Source organism: Galbibacter pacificus, from assembly GCF_029603165.1.
Taxonomy (GTDB): Bacteria; Bacteroidota; Bacteroidia; order Flavobacteriales; family Flavobacteriaceae; genus Galbibacter; species Galbibacter pacificus.
The window spans coordinates 44448-63991 of sequence record NZ_JAQSVC010000001.1 but is presented as its reverse complement, the minus strand read 5'-3'; the positions used below and the strand labels follow the sequence as shown (position 1 = coordinate 63991).

General features: G+C 37.9%; 19 protein-coding genes. 12 read left to right on the top strand and 7 right to left on the bottom strand.

Going from position 1 to position 19544, the window contains the following annotated elements:
- Positions 1-21: 21 nt before the first annotated feature.
- The gene (locus PSF86_RS00315; RefSeq protein WP_277898065.1) at positions 22-2214 is read left to right on the top strand and encodes a tetratricopeptide repeat-containing hybrid sensor histidine kinase/response regulator; all 2193 of its coding nucleotides are present in this window, start codon (positions 22-24) and stop codon (positions 2212-2214) included.
- On the opposite strand, the gene lpxK is transcribed toward PSF86_RS00315, so the two are convergent.
- Entirely contained in the window at positions 2211-3212 is a 1002-nt protein-coding gene (gene lpxK / locus PSF86_RS00310; protein ID WP_277898064.1) for a tetraacyldisaccharide 4'-kinase, read from the bottom strand. The genes PSF86_RS00315 and lpxK overlap by 4 nt on opposite strands.
- A 44-nt stretch (positions 3213-3256) precedes the next feature.
- On the opposite strand from lpxK, the gene PSF86_RS00305 reads away from it, so the two are divergent.
- From PSF86_RS00305 to PSF86_RS00295, 3 genes are all read left to right on the top strand, one after another.
- Positions 3257-4351, top strand: coding sequence for a Nif3-like dinuclear metal center hexameric protein (locus PSF86_RS00305; protein ID WP_277898063.1), 1095 nt, complete (start codon positions 3257-3259; stop codon positions 4349-4351).
- 6 nt (positions 4352-4357) lie between these two features.
- On the top strand, positions 4358-5137 hold the full coding sequence (locus PSF86_RS00300) for a zinc ribbon domain-containing protein (protein WP_277898062.1): 780 nt from the start codon (positions 4358-4360) through the stop codon (positions 5135-5137).
- A gap of 86 nt (positions 5138-5223) precedes the next feature.
- Positions 5224-7062, top strand: a complete 1839-nt coding sequence (locus PSF86_RS00295; RefSeq protein WP_277898061.1) for an ABC transporter ATP-binding protein — start codon at positions 5224-5226, stop codon at positions 7060-7062.
- Between the two features lie 4 nt (positions 7063-7066).
- Here PSF86_RS00295 and PSF86_RS00290 read toward each other — a convergent pair whose 3' ends face one another.
- The 3 genes from PSF86_RS00290 to PSF86_RS00280 form a co-directional block, all read right to left on the bottom strand.
- On the bottom strand, positions 7067-7708 hold the full coding sequence (locus PSF86_RS00290; RefSeq protein WP_277898060.1) for an NAD(P)-dependent oxidoreductase: 642 nt from the start codon (positions 7706-7708) through the stop codon (positions 7067-7069).
- Positions 7709-7803: 95 nt separating this feature from the next.
- Positions 7804-8151: an avidin-fold protein gene (locus PSF86_RS00285; RefSeq protein ID WP_277898059.1), complete on the bottom strand. Its 348-nt coding sequence runs from the start codon at positions 8149-8151 to the stop codon at positions 7804-7806.
- Positions 8138-9490 (bottom strand): FAD-dependent oxidoreductase, encoded by a 1353-nt coding sequence (locus PSF86_RS00280; RefSeq protein ID WP_277898058.1) that lies wholly within the window; start codon positions 9488-9490, stop codon positions 8138-8140. Before PSF86_RS00280 ends, PSF86_RS00285 begins: the two co-directional genes overlap by 14 nt.
- A 250-nt stretch (positions 9491-9740) precedes the next feature.
- On the opposite strand from PSF86_RS00280, the gene PSF86_RS00275 reads away from it, so the two are divergent.
- From PSF86_RS00275 to PSF86_RS00265, 3 genes are all read left to right on the top strand, one after another.
- Positions 9741-9986, top strand: a complete 246-nt coding sequence (locus PSF86_RS00275) for a hypothetical protein (protein ID WP_277898057.1) — start codon at positions 9741-9743, stop codon at positions 9984-9986.
- A 357-nt stretch (positions 9987-10343) separates the two neighbouring features.
- Positions 10344-10502 (top strand): lmo0937 family membrane protein, encoded by a 159-nt coding sequence (locus tag PSF86_RS00270; RefSeq protein WP_008612219.1) that lies wholly within the window; start codon positions 10344-10346, stop codon positions 10500-10502.
- A gap of 389 nt (positions 10503-10891) precedes the next feature.
- Positions 10892-11554, top strand: coding sequence for a hypothetical protein (locus tag PSF86_RS00265; RefSeq protein ID WP_277898056.1), 663 nt, complete (start codon positions 10892-10894; stop codon positions 11552-11554).
- A 4-nt stretch (positions 11555-11558) separates the two neighbouring features.
- On the opposite strand, the gene PSF86_RS00260 is transcribed toward PSF86_RS00265, so the two are convergent.
- Positions 11559-12707, bottom strand: a complete 1149-nt coding sequence (locus PSF86_RS00260) for an MFS transporter (RefSeq protein WP_277898055.1) — start codon at positions 12705-12707, stop codon at positions 11559-11561.
- A 115-nt stretch (positions 12708-12822) separates the two neighbouring features.
- Between PSF86_RS00260 and PSF86_RS00255 the strand changes: the two genes are divergently transcribed.
- Positions 12823-13533, top strand: coding sequence for a pirin family protein (locus PSF86_RS00255; protein ID WP_277898054.1), 711 nt, complete (start codon positions 12823-12825; stop codon positions 13531-13533).
- Positions 13534-13625: 92 nt separating this feature from the next.
- On the opposite strand, the gene kynU is transcribed toward PSF86_RS00255, so the two are convergent.
- Entirely contained in the window at positions 13626-14900 is a 1275-nt protein-coding gene (gene kynU, locus PSF86_RS00250) for a kynureninase (RefSeq protein WP_277898053.1), read from the bottom strand.
- Between the two features lie 414 nt (positions 14901-15314).
- Between kynU and PSF86_RS00245 the strand changes: the two genes are divergently transcribed.
- The 3 genes from PSF86_RS00245 (at position 15315) to PSF86_RS00235 (ending at position 17180) form a co-directional block, all read left to right on the top strand.
- Positions 15315-16019: a M15 family metallopeptidase gene (locus PSF86_RS00245; RefSeq protein ID WP_277898052.1), complete on the top strand. Its 705-nt coding sequence runs from the start codon at positions 15315-15317 to the stop codon at positions 16017-16019.
- A 40-nt stretch (positions 16020-16059) separates the two neighbouring features.
- Positions 16060-16833 carry a M48 family metalloprotease gene (locus PSF86_RS00240; protein ID WP_277898051.1) on the top strand — a complete coding sequence of 258 codons (774 nt, stop codon included), beginning with the start codon at positions 16060-16062 and terminating at the stop codon, positions 16831-16833.
- Between the two features lie 179 nt (positions 16834-17012).
- Positions 17013-17180: a DUF6747 family protein gene (locus PSF86_RS00235; protein ID WP_277898050.1), complete on the top strand. Its 168-nt coding sequence runs from the start codon at positions 17013-17015 to the stop codon at positions 17178-17180.
- 140 nt (positions 17181-17320) lie between these two features.
- Here the strand turns inward: PSF86_RS00235 and PSF86_RS00230 are convergent, their stop codons facing one another.
- Complete coding sequence (locus tag PSF86_RS00230; protein ID WP_277898049.1) at positions 17321-17722, bottom strand: ankyrin repeat domain-containing protein; 402 nt, start codon at positions 17720-17722, stop codon at positions 17321-17323.
- Between the two features lie 251 nt (positions 17723-17973).
- Between PSF86_RS00230 and gpmI the strand changes: the two genes are divergently transcribed.
- Positions 17974-19491, top strand: a complete 1518-nt coding sequence (gene gpmI, locus PSF86_RS00225; protein ID WP_277898048.1) for a 2,3-bisphosphoglycerate-independent phosphoglycerate mutase — start codon at positions 17974-17976, stop codon at positions 19489-19491.
- Positions 19492-19544: the final 53 nt, after the last annotated feature.

The window sequence follows — 19544 nt, the reverse complement described above, 5'->3', positions numbered from 1 at the left end:
CTGCTTAGCATTAGTATAATTATGCGCTTTTTTGTCCTAATAATCTTATTATACCTGTCTCCTATTCCTATAGGAGCACAAGAAAGTACTGCCTTAAATGATAGCATTGAAAGCATTACCCAACGTGTCTATGAATATAAAAATGAAGGCAGTTTCGAAAAATCCTTATTAGAAATTGAAAAAGGGCTACAAATTGCCGCCAGCATTGATGATGCAGAAGCTATTATTGATTTTTACAACTTGTACGCCCGCTTAAACATTCAATACAACAAACCTATAAATTCCGAGATTTACCTAAAAGAAGCACGGGAAGTTTTAAATTTATACAAATACAACAACGGAAGGGCATTAACAGCTATTCTTGAAGGGTATATACAAGCCAAAAAAAACAAAAGGGAGGACGCCTATAAGCGCATAGACGAAGCCTTAAAAACCATAGATTACAACGACAAAAGTGTTCTAAATCTTGTTTTGTTCAACCAAGCGCTAATATATTTTGAGCTGAAAGATTACGATAAGGCCAAAGTGATATTACAAAAAATGATCCCTCCGGATCATAAATATGAAAAAGAATATCTGCTTGCCTCTTCACAACTTGTCCTGGCCCGGATTTATGCCAAAGAAAACAATTATGAAAGCGCTAACATACTACTTGACAATGTATTAAGGGTTGCCGCCCGACATAAGTTCCCACGTATTTTATACGGCACAAATACTTTAAGATATGAAATAGCCAATGCCAAAGAAGATTATTATGCCGCACTTTTATATTACAAAAAGGCAGATAGCATCCTCCAAAAATATTTCAATCCCGAAATTATAAGAAAACAAAACGAAGCCGCCTATGCCAATGAAGCCAAGTTTTTAAACAATGTTATTGCAAGGATGAGCCAGGACGAGCTGGAACAGCAACAAAAAGTAAATATCTCTAAATTAACTTCAGTGCTTAGTTCGGCGTTGCTTATTATTATTTCGCTGTTAACTATTTCACTGTACAGGAATAACCAGATAAAATTTAAAACAAACGATTTACTCTTAAAAAAGAACAAGGAACTGCAAATAGCCAAAGAAGAAGCCGAAAGGGCCATGAAAGCCAAAGGACAGTTTCTATCTACGGTAAGCCACGAATTAAGGACCCCGCTTTATGCCGTAACCGGGCTCACACATTTATTATTGGAAGAAGACCCCAAGGATAGCCAAAAAGAACATTTAAAATCGCTGAAATTTTCTGGGGAATACCTTTTAGATTTTATCAATGACATCCTTCAGATAAATAAAATAGATGCCAACAAATTAACCGCAGAACGTACTTTGTTCGACCTGCATAAAACACTGGAAGACGTAACGTTTTCTTTAAGCCAAACCGCAAAAGAAAATAAAAATTCCATTATCCTTGATATGGACAAAAACACGCCTATAAAACTTATAGGCGACCCACTAAAGCTTTCCCAGATTTTAATTAACCTTGTTGGGAATGCCCTGAAATTTACCGAAAACGGCAAAGTAATTTTACTTACAAAACTCATCAGTGCCAGTGATGACCATTATAAAATTCATTTTGAAGTTAATGACGATGGCATTGGGATTTCTGAGGAAATGCAAAAAAATATCTTTGAAAGTTTCTCTCAAGGCTCCATACAAATCAACAGGCAATATGGCGGTACAGGACTGGGGCTTACCATTGTAAAAAGCCTTTTAAGCCTGTTTGACAGCGATATTTATGTGAAAAGTGAGCTGGGCATGGGAAGCTCTTTTTATTTCGATTTGGAATTCCAGGCCCCAGACCCTTCAGAAATAGAGGAGGAAAAAACAGAAGAACTCGAAGAAGCTTCCCTAAGCAACTTGCATTTACTGGTGGTAGAAGACAATAAAATAAATCAGGTCATTACCAAAAAAATGCTTGCCAAAAAAGGAATATCGTCCGATGTGGCCGATAATGGCTACGAAGCCATTAAACTTGCCAAAGAAAATAATTACGATTTAATTTTAATGGATATCCATATGCCAGGAATAAGCGGCCTGAAAGCTACCGAGGAAATCCGGAAGTTCAACAAAACCATCCCTATTATTGCTTTAACGGCCCTAACCCTGGACGAAAGTACAGACGATTTCTTTAGCTCGGGATGCAACGACATTATCACCAAGCCATTTAAACCCGATTCTTTTTATAAAATAATTGGTGCTTCTATCCTGAGGACCGGAAGCCATGCTTAGGAATTATTAGTAGTAAAATTCAATATCCGGGCCTGAAAATTCTTCTCATCTGCTAAAAAAGCCGTGGTAATGGGCAAATAATATAAATTTTCCAGATACGGCTCAAGCCTTACAAAATCTTTTTCGGTGGTAAGGACAAAAGGCTTCTTCTTTAAAGATTCAATTTCCGACGTTGTAAAATTATGGTGATCGGCATATACTTGATGCTTAAAGTGAATTTTTTCATTCTTTAAATATTCCAACAAGGGCCTTGGATGAGCAATTCCGGTAACCAGTGTAATTTCTTTGTCATTAAGTTCATCGAGGCCAATGGCTTCAGCGGTGTTCCTTACCGTATCACTATAAGCTATTCTAGAAAAATACACCTCTTGGTGCGGGGCAATCTTCAATTTTTTTACAATTTCTTTCCGGCTTTCTACATTCAATTCCTCTGGGCATTTTGTCACGACAACAACGTCGGCCCTTTTGGCCTGCGATTTTAAGTCCCTAAGGTTCCCTGCCGGCAATAAAAAATCATCGGTATACAGTTCGGAATACGTGCTTAGCAAAATATTAAGCCCCGCTTTTACCTTTCTGTGCTGAAAAGCATCGTCCAAAACAATTACTTCAACATTTTCAGCCTCCAATTTCCGTATCCCGTGCCTTCTGTCTTCATCAACCGCAACGGTAACTCCTTTTAGCTTATGATAATACTGAAAAGGCTCGTCCCCTATATCCCGCACACTTACATTTTTAGCGGCCAAAACAAAACCTTTTGTGGCTCTTTTATAACCCCTGCTCAAAATCGCAACCTTATATTTTTCCTTTAAAAACGTGACAACGTATTCTGTCATGGGCGTTTTTCCAGTTCCGCCAACACTTAGGTTTCCGATACAGATTAACGGGAATTCATAACTTACCGATTTGAGCACCTGAGCATCAAATAAGCAGTTTCTTACATAAATCACTATTCCGTAGATCCAGGAAAGTGGTAAAAGTAATTTTCTCCAACTTCGCATAAAAGCGAAATTAGAATATTTTATCTTTGAAAAAAAATGATCGTATGCTTATTCAGGAAGTAATAAATGGAATAGAAGAACTAGCGCCCTTGACATATGCCGAAGATTTTGACAATGTAGGCCTGCTTGTAGGCGATAAAAACAACGAAGCAAGCGGTGTGCTAGTTTGCTTGGATACGTTGGAGGAAGTTATAGACGAAGCTATTGAAAAAAACTGCAACCTTATTGTAAGTTTTCACCCGATTATTTTTAGCGGACTTAAAAAAATTACAGGAAAAAATTATGTCGAGCGCGTCGTGCATAAAGCAATAAAAAACGACATTGCCATTTACGCCATACATACCGCCCTAGACAATAGCTTTGTGGGTGTAAATGCCAAAATATGCGAGGTTTTGGGACTCAAGAACAAACAAGTGCTCATCCCCCAAAAACATACCATAAAAAAGCTACATACTTTTGTGCCTATCAAAGAAGCCAACAAAGTAAGGGAAGCCTTGTTTGATGCCGGAGGCGGTTCTATTGGTAATTATGACCACTGCAGTTTTAACGTTGAAGGAAAAGGCAGCTTTAAAGGAAATGAAAATTCCAGCCCAGTTGTTGGTGAAAAAGGAAAAACACATTACGAAGAAGAAACGCAAATTGGAATTACCTTTCCCAAACATGCAGAGGCTAAAATATTAAAGGCCTTGTTCAATAACCATCCATATGAAGAGGTTGCCTTTGAAATAACAACGCTGGAAAACTCCAATCAGCATATCGGTATTGGCATGATCGGAGAGCTGGAAACCCCTCAAAATCCGGCAGATTTTCTTAAATTCGTAAAAGAACACATGCAAACCGAATGCATAAGACATTCTAAACTAATTGATAAAAAAATAAAAAAAGTAGCGGTACTGGGCGGCAGCGGTGCATTTGGCATTTCCAGCGCCATTGCTTCCGGAGCAGACATCTATATTACCGGCGATGTGAAATATCACGACTTTTATAAAGCTGAAAACAAGATGATTATAGCAGATATAGGCCACTATGAAACAGAACAGTTCACAAAAAATCTTTTAGTTGAGTATCTTACAAAAAAATTCACTAATTTTGCAGTCGTTTTATCAGTTTGTAATACAAATCCCGTCAAGTATTTATAAAGAAATATGGCAAAGAAAACAGAAGCAACAGTAGAAGAAAAATTAAGAACCTTATACGATTTGCAACTTATCGATTCACGTATCGATGAGATTAGAAATGTTCGTGGGGAATTACCTTTGGAGGTAGAAGATCTTGAAGATGAAGTTGAAGGTTTAAAAACACGTTTGGAGAAACTCAACGGGAACCTTGAAGAAATAACCCATGAGATTTCTAACAAAAAGAACCTCATTGAAGAAGCAAAAGTCTCTATCAAAAAATACACCGAGCAACAAAAAAACGTTCGAAACAACAGGGAATTCAATTCGCTTTCCAAAGAAATTGAATTTCAGGAATTAGAAATCGAACTGGCCGAAAAACATATAAAAGAATTCAAGGTCCAGATTGAGCAAAAGAAAGAGGTTATTTCTCAAACAAAAGAGCGTTTAAGCGAAAGGGAAAATCACCTAAAGCACAAAAAAGGAGAGCTTGACGACATTTTAAAAGAAACTGAAAAAGAAGAGAAAGCCCTCATGAACATGAGCATTGAGCATGAAGAGCTTATCGAGGAAAGATTGCTTGGAGCCTACAAAAGAATAAGAAGCAGCGTTAAAAACGGCTTGGCCGTAGTTGCCATTGAGCGTGGTGCCTCTGGAGGGTCTTTCTTTACCATTCCACCACAGGTGCAAATGGAAATAGCCTCTCGTAAAAAAATTATTACCGATGAGCATAGCGGTAGAATTCTTGTAGACCCTACTTTAGCAGAAGAAGAAAAACAAAAAATGGAAGATATATTTGCTTCCGTTTAATGTTTTAAACAAAATATTTATCACGGCCCCGCATAATTGCGGGGCTTTTTCGTTATTTTTATCTTCCTTTCATACAACTTATTGCTTTGCCAAGAAAACTAGCATCCATAAAAGACCAAAAGAAAGAAAAAACATCTGTTAAAGATTCTTTTGCCGCTTTTAAGTACATTCCCCGTTTTTCATCAGAAATATGGAAAACCCACAAAACCATGTACCTCATCAATACATTGGCCAGGCTCATAAATGCGTTTGCACCCATAGCATTATTATGGGTTGGAAAATTAATTATTGATGAAATCATTACGCAAATAAATGCTTCTGGAAAAGATTTTTCACTTTTATGGAAATACGTGGCCTTAGAACTTTCCCTAGCTTTAATTTCAGACCTTATCAGTCGCTTAATCACCCTTACCGACAGCCTTCTCGGAGATTTATACGCCAACAAATCATCGGTAAGCATTATAAAAAAGACCAACGAAATAGGGATTGACCAGTTGGAGGACCCCGATTTTTACGACAAACTGGAGCGGGCCCGTACACAAACAACCAGCCGTGTTAATTTAATGTCGAACATACTTAGCCAAGTACAAAGCGTTATCAGCATGGTGTCCCTTATTGCAGGGCTTATCTATTTTGAACCTGTCCTTATCTTAATCTTGATTTTAAGTATCATCCCTTCATTTATAAATGAAATAAAATTTAGCTCTCAAAGCTATTCCCTGGCCAGAAGCTGGACTTCCGAACGCCGGGAACTGGATTATCTACGTTTTGTAGGGGCAAATGATAAAACCGCGAAAGAAATCAAGCTTTTTGGGCTTACCAATTATATTGCCGACCGTTTTAAGGCACTCTCTGATGAATACTACCAACTCAACAAAAAACTGGCAATAAAAAGAAGTACTTATGGCGCCGTTTTTAATTTATTGGGAGTCCTGTCGTATTACGCCGCCTATATTTTAATTATTTACCGCGTACTTACGGGCGTAATCACCATTGGGGAACTTACGTTTTTAAGCGGCTCTTTCAACAGGTTAAGGAACAACTTGCAAGGCTTTTTTTCGCGCTTTACAAACATAGCCCAAAGCGCATTGTATTTAAAGGATTATTTTGATTTTATTGATTTGGATGTTGAAAAAGATCATTCAAAAGAAGTTCCGATCCCAAGTGAAATTACCGAAGGTTTTTTTATAGACAATGTTGCCTTTAGCTATCCGGGCAGTAACGAAAGGGTGCTTTCTGGGGTTTCGTTTACATTGAAATCCGGTGAAAAAATGGCTTTTGTTGGACAAAATGGTGCTGGAAAAACCACCTTGATAAAACTTATTTTAAGATTCTACGAGCCTACTTCGGGAACCATATACCTCGATGGGACCGACATTAGAAAGTTCAACAAAGACAAATATCAAAAAATGTTCGGTGTAATCTTTCAGGATTTTTTCAGGTACGAGTTTACCGTTCAGGAAAACATTGCCGTTGGCAAAATAGACGAAATAGAAAACATGGGTCGTATTGAAAATGCGGCAGAACTAAGCTTGGCATCCGAAGTGGTAAAAGAACTGGACAAAGGCTATAAACAACAATTGGGAAAACGCTTTAATAAAGGGCAGGAACTTTCGGGTGGGCAATGGCAAAAAATTGCACTGGCAAGAGCCTATATGAAAGATGCAGCTATTCTTATTCTGGACGAACCGACATCTGCCCTGGACGCAAAAGCCGAATTTGAGGTTTTTGAAAGATTTATGGGACTTACCAAAGGAAAAACAAGCATTATAATTTCACACAGGTTTAGTACCGTAAGAATGGCCGATAGGATTCTGGTATTAAAAGATGGAAAAATCCTTGAAATAGGAACGCATGAGACATTAATGAAGAATAAAAATTTGTATGCCGAGCTATTTTCATTACAAGCAGCTGGGTATCAATAAAAACTTAATCTTTTTTTGCAGAGGTTAAGGTAACTGCCTTTCCTAAATAAGCCTCATTATCGATGTTTTTTATAATGAAATGGGCTACATCTTGTCTTGAAACCCTGTCGGTTGGCAACCTTCCTTTTTCTAGAACAATATAACCTCCATTAGAACTTTCATCCTTTAATCCCGTTGGCCGCACAATAGTATATGGCAAGGAGCTCTCTTTTAAGTAATTTTCTTGATTGGTATGGTCTGCTATATGTCCTTTTAGAATAGTTTTTACAAAGGCCTTGCTAAAAAAGCCCAACTGGTCCATGCTTTCATTGGTCCCTACGGAGCTCACTATCCACAATCGAGTTGGGGCATTTCTGTTTTCAAGGGCCGTTATCACGTTTTTTGTACTGTCTCCCCGTACATTCGAGCATTTTAGGGTATCGGCACCAATAGCAATTACCACACTGTCAAAATTATTATTGTTAATAAGGTTGTGTACAGCAGTTGCGTCCAGTGCGTCTCCTTGCACAACCTTGACCCCGGTTTGTGGCCGATCCAGTTTTTCTGGAGACCTTACAAAAGCTGTTACACGGTGTCCTTCGTTGAGTGCCATTCGAACTATATGGCGTCCTGTCCTTCCAGTGGCACCTATAACGAGAATTTCCATAGAATACTTATATTTTTCATTTTGGGTTATTTATAAAGTTATGGAAAATAACGAAGTGATAGTTATTTTTTAGTGTGTTTTTAACTCTTATAACCTTATATTATTTCTTCAATAATAGATATTCCCGATGATTCATCGCCTGAAGTCCATTTCCACTTTTCATGTAGCCTAATTCTTCCGTCCTTCAATATTTCGGGTTCGGAGTTGCAGGTTCCGGTTTGTAAAATACCCTTGTTGTTTATTTGGTGGTAGCGCATATCTATTTCTCCATTTTCATTTACCATACCAATTAAATGTCCCGATACAATATTTCCTCCTGCGTAAGAAGCTGTTAAGATATTGCCTTGCTGGACATACGTAAAAATTGTTTCATTTGAAGTTTCTCCATTTCCGGTATTCGAGACCGCTTTAAAGCTTTTTCCGTTATAATCAATCTTGTTCATTGCTTAGCTTTGTCAGGATGAGATTTTCTACTTTTTCACTATTCCATGTTTCTTCAATATTGTCGATCTGCATCACCTCATCCATAATTTTCTTTTGAAAATCTCCGACCTGGAGTGCTTCGGCATATGAGTTTTCAGAAAATGTAACCCTGCTATATAGGGGAATCCACTTACCGGGATATTTTTCAGAAAAGTGTTTCTCTATTTTTTTCCGAAGCAAAAAACGCTCATCGGCTGTTTTAGAGCTCATTTCCATAAAATTTCTGTAGCTCAATTCGGCAATCGCATCGGCATTTGGTTTTCGTGCCTGTTGGTATTCAGAAAAAATGGTCTGCCAATCGTCGGCATGTTGTTCCATTAAATCGTTCAATATGGTAATATCCTCAAAGCCTGCGTTCATTCCCTGTCCATAAAAAGGGACTATAGCATGTGCCGCATCTCCTATAAGTGCCACTTTATCTTCGTATATCCACGGAAAACATTTTATGGTAACCAAAGAACTTGTTGGGTTTTTAAAAAAGTCACGTATTAAATAAGGTATATCGTCTTTTACATCTTCAAAATGTTTGCTAAAGAATTTCTCGACCTTTGGTTCGGAATCCAGGTTTTTAAAAGAATTTACGCCTTCGTAAGGCATAAACAACGTGCAGGTGAAGCTTCCGTCGAGGTTTGGCAGTGCAATGAGCATGAAGTTTCCCCTTGGCCATATGTGCAACGAATTTTTGTTAAGCTTATGCGACCCATCTTTATTGGCCGGTATACTTAATTCTTTATAGCCGGTATCAAGAAAATGCTGGCTATAATTAAACAAGCTCCGCCGTTGCATCTTATGCCTAATCCTTGAAAAGGCTCCATCTGCACCAAACACCAAATCGTACGGGTGCGGTGTCCATTCTTCTTTTTCGTTATCCCCGGTATAAATAATGGCTTCGGGCAGGGAAACATCCCAAACTTTTGAGTTAAAAATAAAATTTACCCCTTCGGTCTCGGCCAAATCGATCATTTTTTTATTAAGTATCCCCCTTGAAATAGAATAAATGGCCTCGCCTTCTTTTCCGTAATATTGAAAATACGCTGGTTTGCCCGGTACATGAATGGCGCGTTTGTCCATTGGAGTTGCTATTTCCCTTATTGGCTTGTCCATCCCGATTATTTCTAAAGCCTTCCAGCCGCGTTTGGACATTGCCAGGTTTATAGACCTTCCCGAAAAATTCATGGTGCGGATATCCTGCCGCCTATCATAGACGTCCACCTGATGGCCTCTTTTTTTTAGGTAAATAGCTAATAAACTTCCTACGAGCCCGCTGCCCGTTATAGCGATTTTTTTTGGCGTTTGCATGAGAAGATAAAATATAAAAAGTCCCGCTTATGCGGGATGCATCACAAAGTTAACAATTTCTTGCATTTATTGAGCAATAGTACCGTTTTAGTATTCTTTAGCCATTTTTTGTTTTAAAAACCAACTTCGTTTTCCTTTAAACCAATCCATGATTTTATTAAAAAAGTAAGTACGCCCATATATGAAACAAATTGAAAGTAAACATATTAGGAAAATTTTGTATATTATATGAAAAATAAAATATAACATTATGAGCGAAAACAAATTGGATAGAATGAGGAAGATCCTTTCTAAATTAGAAGATATCAAGAATACTCAAGAAAGCAGTATTGACAAAATCAATCATGTAATTACCGATCTTTTTCAGCATCCCGATGCCAAATTAGAAAAAGTAATGGAAGATGCCCACCAAAGGGCCTCTGACAATGTAGATATGGTAAGGGAAGCAATTAATGAATATCAAGAACGCGTTAACAAGTTAACCCCGGAAGCGTAATAATTTAAAAGGCCACCAAAAAGGTGGCTTTTTTCAGGTTCATAAAGGCTATTTTGCTTAGGGAAAATCTAGCTTACATTAACTTTAATGTTTTTTTAACAAAGCCGTATAATCCGTATTAATATATACCCCGTATATATAACAAATACGATAAAAAAATACCGCTCCAAGCGTCTATATATATTTCAATGAACCCTTGCCAAAACAGCAAGGGTTTTTATTTTTAATATTGATATATAGGTGATTACAAGTTAAATACTGTTAAATCTCCTACATTTTTAGATACTTATTCCTACCTTAATAATATTAACTATCTTCTGGATTTATAATTACCGGAAGACCAAAAAATTTAATATTATGAGAGATATAATTTGGCTTATCGTTGTAATTCTAATAATAGGATGGCTAGTTGGCTATTTTGGATTTGGTGAAGCTGTTGGAAGTTTAATCCATATCCTGTTGGTTTTGGCCATTATTGGTATACTTTATCGGCTTGCTACTGGAAGAAGGCCATAAAATTTAAAAAAAATTACATTTTCGAAATCCAAAAGTAATTTTCCTTCGTATATAAAGTAATCATTACATAGTAGTAGGTATTAGTTTAGGGAAAAGCCTCTCGATTTTAAATTGGGAGGCTTTTTATTTTGAGCAGTTTTATGTGGAAGAAAAGCATTATAAATCATTCATTTTCATTAAAATATATTTTCATTTGCGTTAAAAATACTTCTATTAACAGATAAAAAAGTACGCTACAACAAAAATCACCCTCCATTTTTTAAAATATAATTACTTTTATAAAAAATTCTGATTACCCGTTGCTGGCCATAAAATAATGCCTAATATGAGGGTGAGCACAATCATTACTTGTAATTGATTATGGACAATCAGTTAAAAAATAAAGAAAGATGAAAAACATTAGCCTACTTATAATTTTATTTCTTCTTTTGGGAAGCTGTAAAAAGGAAACAAACAAAAACTTGAATCCGCTTGAAAAAATAGCATATGCCCATGGTTTTGAGAACTGGAACAAAGTAGATGAAATTAAATTTACTTTTAATGTAGATAGGGACACCGTACATTTTGAAAGAAGTTGGGAATGGAGGCCTAAAAAAAACGAAATCACACTTATAAAAAACGGTGAAGAACTGGATTTTAACCGGAGTCAGATTTTAAGCGATCAAGAATTGGCCGCCGATAAAAACTTCATCAACGATGTATATTGGTTGCTTGCTCCTTATAAATTAATTTGGGACGACGGAATTGAATATAAAGACCCCATCCTTTCTCAAGCCCCCATTAGCAAGGATTCTTTGCAAAAAGTTACTATTGTTTATAGCTCCGAAGGCGGTTATACCCCCGGCGATGCTTATGATTTTTATATAGACAAAGATAATATGGTAAAAGAATGGGTCTACAGGGAAAACAACGACCCAACCAATTGCATGATAACGACCTGGGAAGACTACAAAGATATTGAAGGCTTAAAAATAGCAACGATGCACCAAAATGAAAACGGTGTCTTTAAACTTTATTTTACCAATGTAAGCGTAAAAACTTCAGAAGATTAATATTTTATTGGCGCCTCAAAATCGAAGCTATAACAAATACAATTATGGCAGCAAGCAACAATGCCATAAAACTAAGTTTTAAAGAAGCAATATCAGCCAAAAAACCCAGCAAAACAGGGCCGGTTAAAAACCCAACATAGCCTGTTCCTGCAATAAAAGCAATTCCTTTTGATGTTTCTACACCTTCTACTTTTCCACCAAGCCGGAACAGCTCTGGAATAATTACCGAAAATCCCAGTCCGACAAGGCCAAAGCCAGCCAAGGCAACAAATGTGTATGCCGTAAGTATTAAAATATATCCCATTGCCCCCAAAAGAGCACCGGCAATTATTATTTTTAATGCCCCAAACTTGCTTGCAATATAATCTCCAAGAAACCTTCCGGTGGTCATTGTTGCAGAAAAAATGGTATAGCCAAGTCCAATAAGGACCATAGAACTTGTCATGGTTATATTTTTTAAGTACAGGCCGCTCCAATCTGCAATGGCGCCTTCGCTCCCCATAATTAAAAGCCCAATTAAACTTAGGCCAAGCAATGGCTTTAAGTACTTAAAATCCATTGCTTCCTCCCTCCTTTTTGTTCCTTTTATATGTATATAATTTTTAACCAGCACTATGTTCGATATCAACACGAACAAAGAAACATAACACATATGAAGCAACGGGCTCTCTATAAATAATTTTAAATAGCTTCCAACGCCCGCACCTATAACACCGCCCAAGCTAAAAAATCCATGGGAAGCCGACATAAAACTAGCTTTATCTTCCCTTTCGATTTCAGAGACCAGTGTATTCATTGCTACATCTGTAAACCCCGATGTTGCGCCCACTATAAATAGGCTAAAGGCCAATAAAAAATATGAAGTAGCCATAAATGGCAGTAAAAAAGCAATGGCATAGCCAATAATTGCCACAATGGTAGCTTTTCCCAGACCAAGTTTTTTAATAATTATTGAGGTAAAAGGTATAAATACCAATGTCCCGAAGGCAAAAAAGAACAATGCAATGCCCAATTGCCCTTCTGTTATTTGTAGGTTTTCCTTTACCTGCGGAATGTATATGGCCCATGTACCAAAAAGAATGTTCAGGGAGGCAAAAACCCAGGCGGCGGAAAAATATTTTTGATTGTTAAATATTAAACGTAAAGAATACATACCCAATTAAAATGGTTAGATTAACAACAATCTTTCTGTACTTTCGTCAGCCTGTTTAAATGTAAGAAAAGCCCTCATCATACGTCTAAGTACCTAATAAAAATAAGAAAAAAACATGAAAAAGATTATACACAAATCCAATACCCGCGGACATGCCAACCACGGTTGGTTAAACAGTTACCATACATTTAGTTTTGCAAACTATTACGACCCACAACGAATGAATTTTGGTGTTTTAAGAGTTTTAAACGACGATACCGTTGCCCCGGGCATGGGCTTTGGAAAACACCCCCACGACAATATGGAAATTATCTCCATCCCGCTTTCCGGGGATTTAGAACATGAAGATAGCATGGGAAACAAAAAGGTTATAAAAGAAGGCGACATCCAATCGATGACGGCAGGAACCGGGGTTGTACACAGCGAATACAACAGAAACAAAGATAAAGAGGTGAAATTCTTGCAAATCTGGGTTATGCCCAAAAAGCGCAATGTAACACCTCGATACGACCAAATAAGTTTGCAGCTAAAAGACAGAAAGAACAAGTTGCAACAAATAGTTTCCCCAGATATGGATGATGAAGGCGTTAGCATTAATCAGGACGCGTGGTTCAACATCACTGAAATGGAGGCAAAAAAATCGCTAACATACCAGTTGCACCATGCTAAAAATGGACTGTACGCATTTGTACTGGCTGGCGATGTAACTATAAATGGTGAAAAATTAAACCAAAGAGACGGAATGGGCATCCGGGAAGCCTCAGAAATAGCCATTACCGCTGACACCAATGCCAAAGTACTTTTAATGGAAGTACCGATGGCCTAGGAAAAAAGAAAGTCTATACACCATTGTGTCGAGTTGGGTTTGTTGAAATTTTTCAAAATTGGAACTTCAACAAACCCGTCGGCATTTTTTTATCAATTTTCCAATATTCCTTTTTTAAGTATCTGTCCAAACTCGTACATTTCTTCAAAAGAAGTATAAAACGGTGCCGGTGCCAATCTAATTACATTGGGTTCCCGCCAATCGGTTATTACGCCGTTTTCCATTAAATAATCAAAAAGTGGTTTTCCCTGCCCATGAAGAAATACGGACAATTGGCAACCACGTTCGGGGGGAGTTATGATCTCGAACACATCGTTAATGCCAATTTCATCATCAATGGTTTTTAGTACAAACTCCAAATAGCTGGTAAGCAGGTCCCTTTTTGCTATTAATGCTTCCATACCGACCTCATCAAACAATGTCAATGATGCCAAATATGGAGCAAACGAAATTACCGGGGCATTGCTCACTTGCCATGCTTCGGCATTTGGCATGGGCTCAAATTCGGGTTCCATTAAAAAGCGCGTTTCTTTTTTGGTTCCCCACCAACCTTCAAAACGGGGGATGTCTTTTTTTCCGTGGTATTTTTTATTTACAAAAATACCCGAAACATTCCCCGGGCCACTATTCATGTATTTATAACTGCACCATGCGGCAAAATCTACGTCCCAATCGTGTAATTGCAAAGTTATGTTTCCGGCAGCATGCGCCAAGTCCCATCCAACGAAGGCTCCGGCTTTTTTCCCGGCCTTGGTTATGGTTTCCATGTCAAAAACCTGTCCGTTGTAATAATTAACCCCGCCAATTAATACCAAAGCCAATTCGTCTCCGGTACTTTCTATGGTTTTTAACACATCTTCGGTACGCCAAAAATTCTCACCTTCCCTCTTTTTTATTTCCACAATGGCTTCTTTCGGGTCGAAACCGTGAAACCGCACCTGGCTGGCCAACATATATTGATCGGAAGGAAAAGCTTTTTCCTCACAGATTATTTTAAACCTCCTTTTAGTGGGCCTGTAAAACGATACCATTAAAAAATGAAGGTTTACCGTAAGCGTGTTCATTACGGTAACTTCTTCGGGCAATGCCCCCACCACCTTTGCCAATGGTCTGGTTAGGCGCTCATGGTAGTCCCACCATGGTTTTTCTGCTTTAAAATGTCCCTCTACCGCAAGTCCGGCCCAATCGTTCATGATTTCATTTACATATTTTTGAGCACGCTTTGGTTGAAGCCCTAAAGAATTACCGGTAAAGTAAATTACTTTTTTACCATTGATTACGGGAAAGATAAATTCTTCTTTATAGGAAATCAATTTGTCTTGGGCATCGAGCGACCTTGCAAATTCCCTTGTGTTTTTAAACTGCATAAAATTGAGGTTTCGGCAAAAATAGGGAGATATTTTTGAAGGAAGAAGTGCAGATTTGACGTTTTTATGGCTTTTATGAGTTAACAAGCTTTCTACTACAAAGGGCGTAGAAGCTACTTATGTATACGGAGGCAGACACTTAAATTATTTGCAGATGGAGATATTGCTATGTTTAAAAATCCTTATACATGACCTGCCGAAATTGAATCCAAACTTGTTTCTGCGTATATTTATTGCATAATAGCTTTTTGCAATTTTCTGCAAATGCTTAACCCCGCAGGCTCATCCAGCTAGCCCCGATTGCATTAACTGCCCCATTTTTTGGTGTGGCCAAAAAAATGTGTAGTAATGAAAGCGGGCAAATGCAAAGATATAAATGCCCGTATATTTGGGCTTCAAAATAAAAAAATAGTAATGAAAAGAATTTTAATCATTGTTTTTACAATTATTTACGGGACCATAACGGGCCAAACATACTCGGATAACATTTTAATAGGAAAAGGGGAGCCGGAGCTGTTTGGTGAAGGAATTGGCCTGCAAAAAGATGCCTATACTGCTTTTTTAAAGATGAAAAAAGCTGCCGGAAAAGAGCGGGTCGATATAAAAGCGGTATCGGGATACCGCAGTTTTAACAGGCAAAAATCCATTTGGGAACGTAAGTACAAAGCTTATACAAACGCTGGGCTTTTGCCGGAAGAAGCCATTGAAAAAATAGTTGAATATTCTACCATTCCGGGAACTTCCAGGCACCATTGGGGGACCGATGTGGATATTATAGACAGTGCGGTCCCGGCCGAAGGGGATGTGCTCGATGCAGATAAATTTCATGGGAACGGCCCGTTTTGCAAATTAAAGGAATGGCTCGATGCACATGCCAACGACTTTGGGTTTTACCTAGTCTATACCGACGACCCCAAGCGAAAGGGATTTAAATATGAGCCTTGGCACTATAGCTACAAAGCAATTTCCAAGCCCATGCTCGTTGCATACAAAAAACTTGATATTATTGCTATTTTACGGGAAAATAAATTATTGGGGAGCGAATATTTAACCCCCGATTTTATGAACACTTATATCGAGGATAACATCATGGACATAAATCCTGAGTTGAAGGACTAATTTTTGTATTTTAGGATGTTGATTTAAACTTATTAAAACCATGTTAGGTAAAAATAGGGTCCGGCTTTTTATAGGGATTGCCATTGCGCTTTTTGCAATTATTAAATATTGCGCATCTTCTGAAACAAATCCTTATACCGGAAAGAAACAGCACATATCGCTATCACCTGAAGAAGAAATTGCCATTGGGTTGCAGAGTGCGCCACAAATGGCACAGCAGCACGGCGGGCTCCACCCAGAAAACAAATATCAACTGCTTGTCGATCAGGTTGGGGGAAAACTTGTTAAAAATAGCATTGCCGCCGAAACACCGTATCAGTTTGAATTTCATCTACTTGCCGATGAAAACGTAATTAATGCCTTTGCATTGCCCGGTGGGCAAGTGTTTATAACCTATGCACTTTTTTCTCAATTACAAAACGAAGACCAATTGGCCGGGGTTTTGGGGCATGAAATTGGCCATGTTATAGGCAGGCACTCTGCCGACAGGATTTCTAAACAAGGACTAACACAAGGCTTGCTAAACGGCGTTGCCGTAGGTAGCGATAGCCAGGCCACGACCCAAATGGCCGCAGTTATTGCCAATGTGGTCAATATGAAATATGACAGGGATGACGAATTGGAAAGCGACGATTTAGGCGTTAAGTTTATGATTGAAAGTGGGTACAATCCCGAAGAAATGATCGGGGTTATGGAAATATTAAAGCAGGCCGCAGGGCCAAACAGGACTCCCGAGTTTCAAAGTACGCATCCCGACCCCGAAAACAGGATAGAAAAGATTGAAGAAGCAATAGACAAATATAAAACGTTGTAAAACTGCATTTTATCCAAAATTCCAGTAACTTATCGTTTCCTTGTATTTTTACTTTTTATGTTGTTAAAAAATAGATAGCTTTACGGATGTAAGGTAAAACTTACCCCCTAATTCTCTACTTTGTAATAATCTATTTAAAGCTAAACATTAATTTATTAATTAGTTTTAAATAATTTATTATGACAACATTTTTACTTCTTAAACAACTTTACACAAATTCTTTTGCCGAATTAAAAAATGAATATCTCGCCACTGTTTTAAAGGCACTTACATGGCTATGTGCATTTACCTTGGCAGTAGTTATTTATGCATTTTTTTATAGGCTGTTTACCGGTTTCCCGATATAAAACACTAAAAGATGTAACCATGGATTACAATAGTTTATGGTTAAATGTTCAATGTTTTTATACGGTTACCCTTAAAATGAAAAATCCCGCAAAGGCGGGATTTTTTAGATTGCTAAATCAAATAAATTAAATTCTGAGATTTAAGAATTCAATGCTTTTTTAAGAACTGCAATAGCATCGGTTGCATTAGACAGTTCGGCATACTCCAGGGCAGTAAGCCCTTTTTTGGAGCATTTTGCCTTTAAATTGGCATCCTTGGCAATTAACAGTTCTAAAATATCGACACGGTTAAATTTAGCCGCATACATGGCGGGGGTCATCCCGTTGGATTTGGCATTTACATCGGCACCTAAATCGATTAGTTTTTTTACAGTCTCATAATCTCCTTTAACAATAGACATGCAAAAAGGCGATACGTTTGGCGTAACTGTAATGGAAGAAACAAGGGTACTTGTTTCAAAGTCTTTTTCGTTTTTTGATGTGTTTGCAAAAGTCACTCCAATTGTAAGGAGTAAGGCGGTAACAAATGCTAACTTTTTCATGAGAATAAATTTTACTGGTTATATTAGAAAGACGTCTTACCCAAAGGAATGTTTCAGTATTTTCTGTGCTTTAACGTATGTTTAACTTCTTTATATTAATTTTAACTATCCACCTGCCAGAATGTTATATTACTATTATTTTTTAATTATTTTTTTATATCAATTGTATAGGTCAACAAACCATTGCTTAGCTTTCCGTAAAAATATTTATAGTAGTATCTTTGAAGTAGACAAACAATAAGCACGAGATAATGAACAAAAAAGTAATATTGATGATCTTAGATGGTTGGGGCAAATCGCCGGACCCTAAAATATCAGCAATCGACAATGCAAACACCCCTTTTATAGATTCCCTATACATCAAATACCCCAATGCCAATCTCCGCACCGACGGAATGAACGTTGGCCTGCCCGACGGGCAAATGGGAAATAGCGAGGTTGGACACATGAACTTAGGCGCAGGAAGAATTGTATACCAAGACTTGGCCAAAATTAACATGGCCGTGGAAAACAACACCCTAACCAACGAAACCGCACTAAAAAAAGCCTTTGAATATGCCAAGGAGAACCATAAAAAAGTACATTTTTTAGGATTGTTGAGTGATGGTGGCGTCCATTCGCACATAAATCATTTAAAAGGACTGCTGGATGCAAGCAATAAATATGGCCTAAAAGATGTATATGTGCATGCCTTTACAGACGGGCGCGACGTAGATCCAAAAAGTGGCAAGGGATTTGTCGAGGAAATACAAAAACATTGTGCAAAAACAAATGCAAGGCTTGCATCGGTTATTGGTCGGTATTATGCAATGGATAGGGACAAACGTTGGGAACGGGTAAAACTCGCCTACGATTTATTAGTGAATGGCCAAGGAGCTCCTTATAAAAATGCTTTGGAAGCCATGCAAGAAAGCTATGACAATGGCATTACCGACGAATTTATAAAACCCATTGTCTTACAAGATGCAAACAACCATGCCATTGCAAAAATTGAAGAAGGCGATGTAGTAATCTTTTTTAATTTTAGGACAGACAGGGGCCGACAATTAACACAAGCTCTTTCGCAACAAGATTTCCATGAACAGAACATGCACAAACTGGATCTGTATTTTGTTACCATGACCAATTACGATGAAACCTTTAAGGGAATCCATGTAATTTACAATAAGGATAACATCGTAGATACGCTCGGAGAAACCGTTTCCAAAGCAGGGAAGAAACAAATTAGGATCGCCGAGACCGAAAAATACCCACATGTTACCTTTTTCTTTAATGGTGGGCGCGAAGAACCTTTTGTTAACGAAGAACGCTTGCTTTGCCCTTCCCCAAAAGTAGCAACATACGATCTAAAACCAGAAATGAGCGCTTATGATATTCGTGACAAAATTGTTCCCGAACTTGAAAAGGGTGAAGTTGATTTTGTTTGCCTGAATTTTGCCAATCCAGATATGGTTGGGCACACCGGAGTAATGGAAGCAGCCATTAAAGCATGTGAAACCGTAGATAAATGCGCCAACGACGTAATTACAACGGCCACAAAAAATGGCTATACCACCATAGTAATCGCCGACCATGGTAATTGCGACACTATGGTAAATCCAGACGGCAGCCCAAACACAGCGCATACCACAAACCCGGTACCCATTATTTTAGTTGACAATGACATAAAAAAAATAGAAGATGGCGTTCTTGGAGACATCGCTCCTACAATTCTAAAACTTATGGGAATACAACAACCTAAGGCAATGACCAGGCATTCTCTAGTGTAAAGAACTGAAAAACCATTATATAAAAGCGACCGATAAATTTAATTTGACGGTCG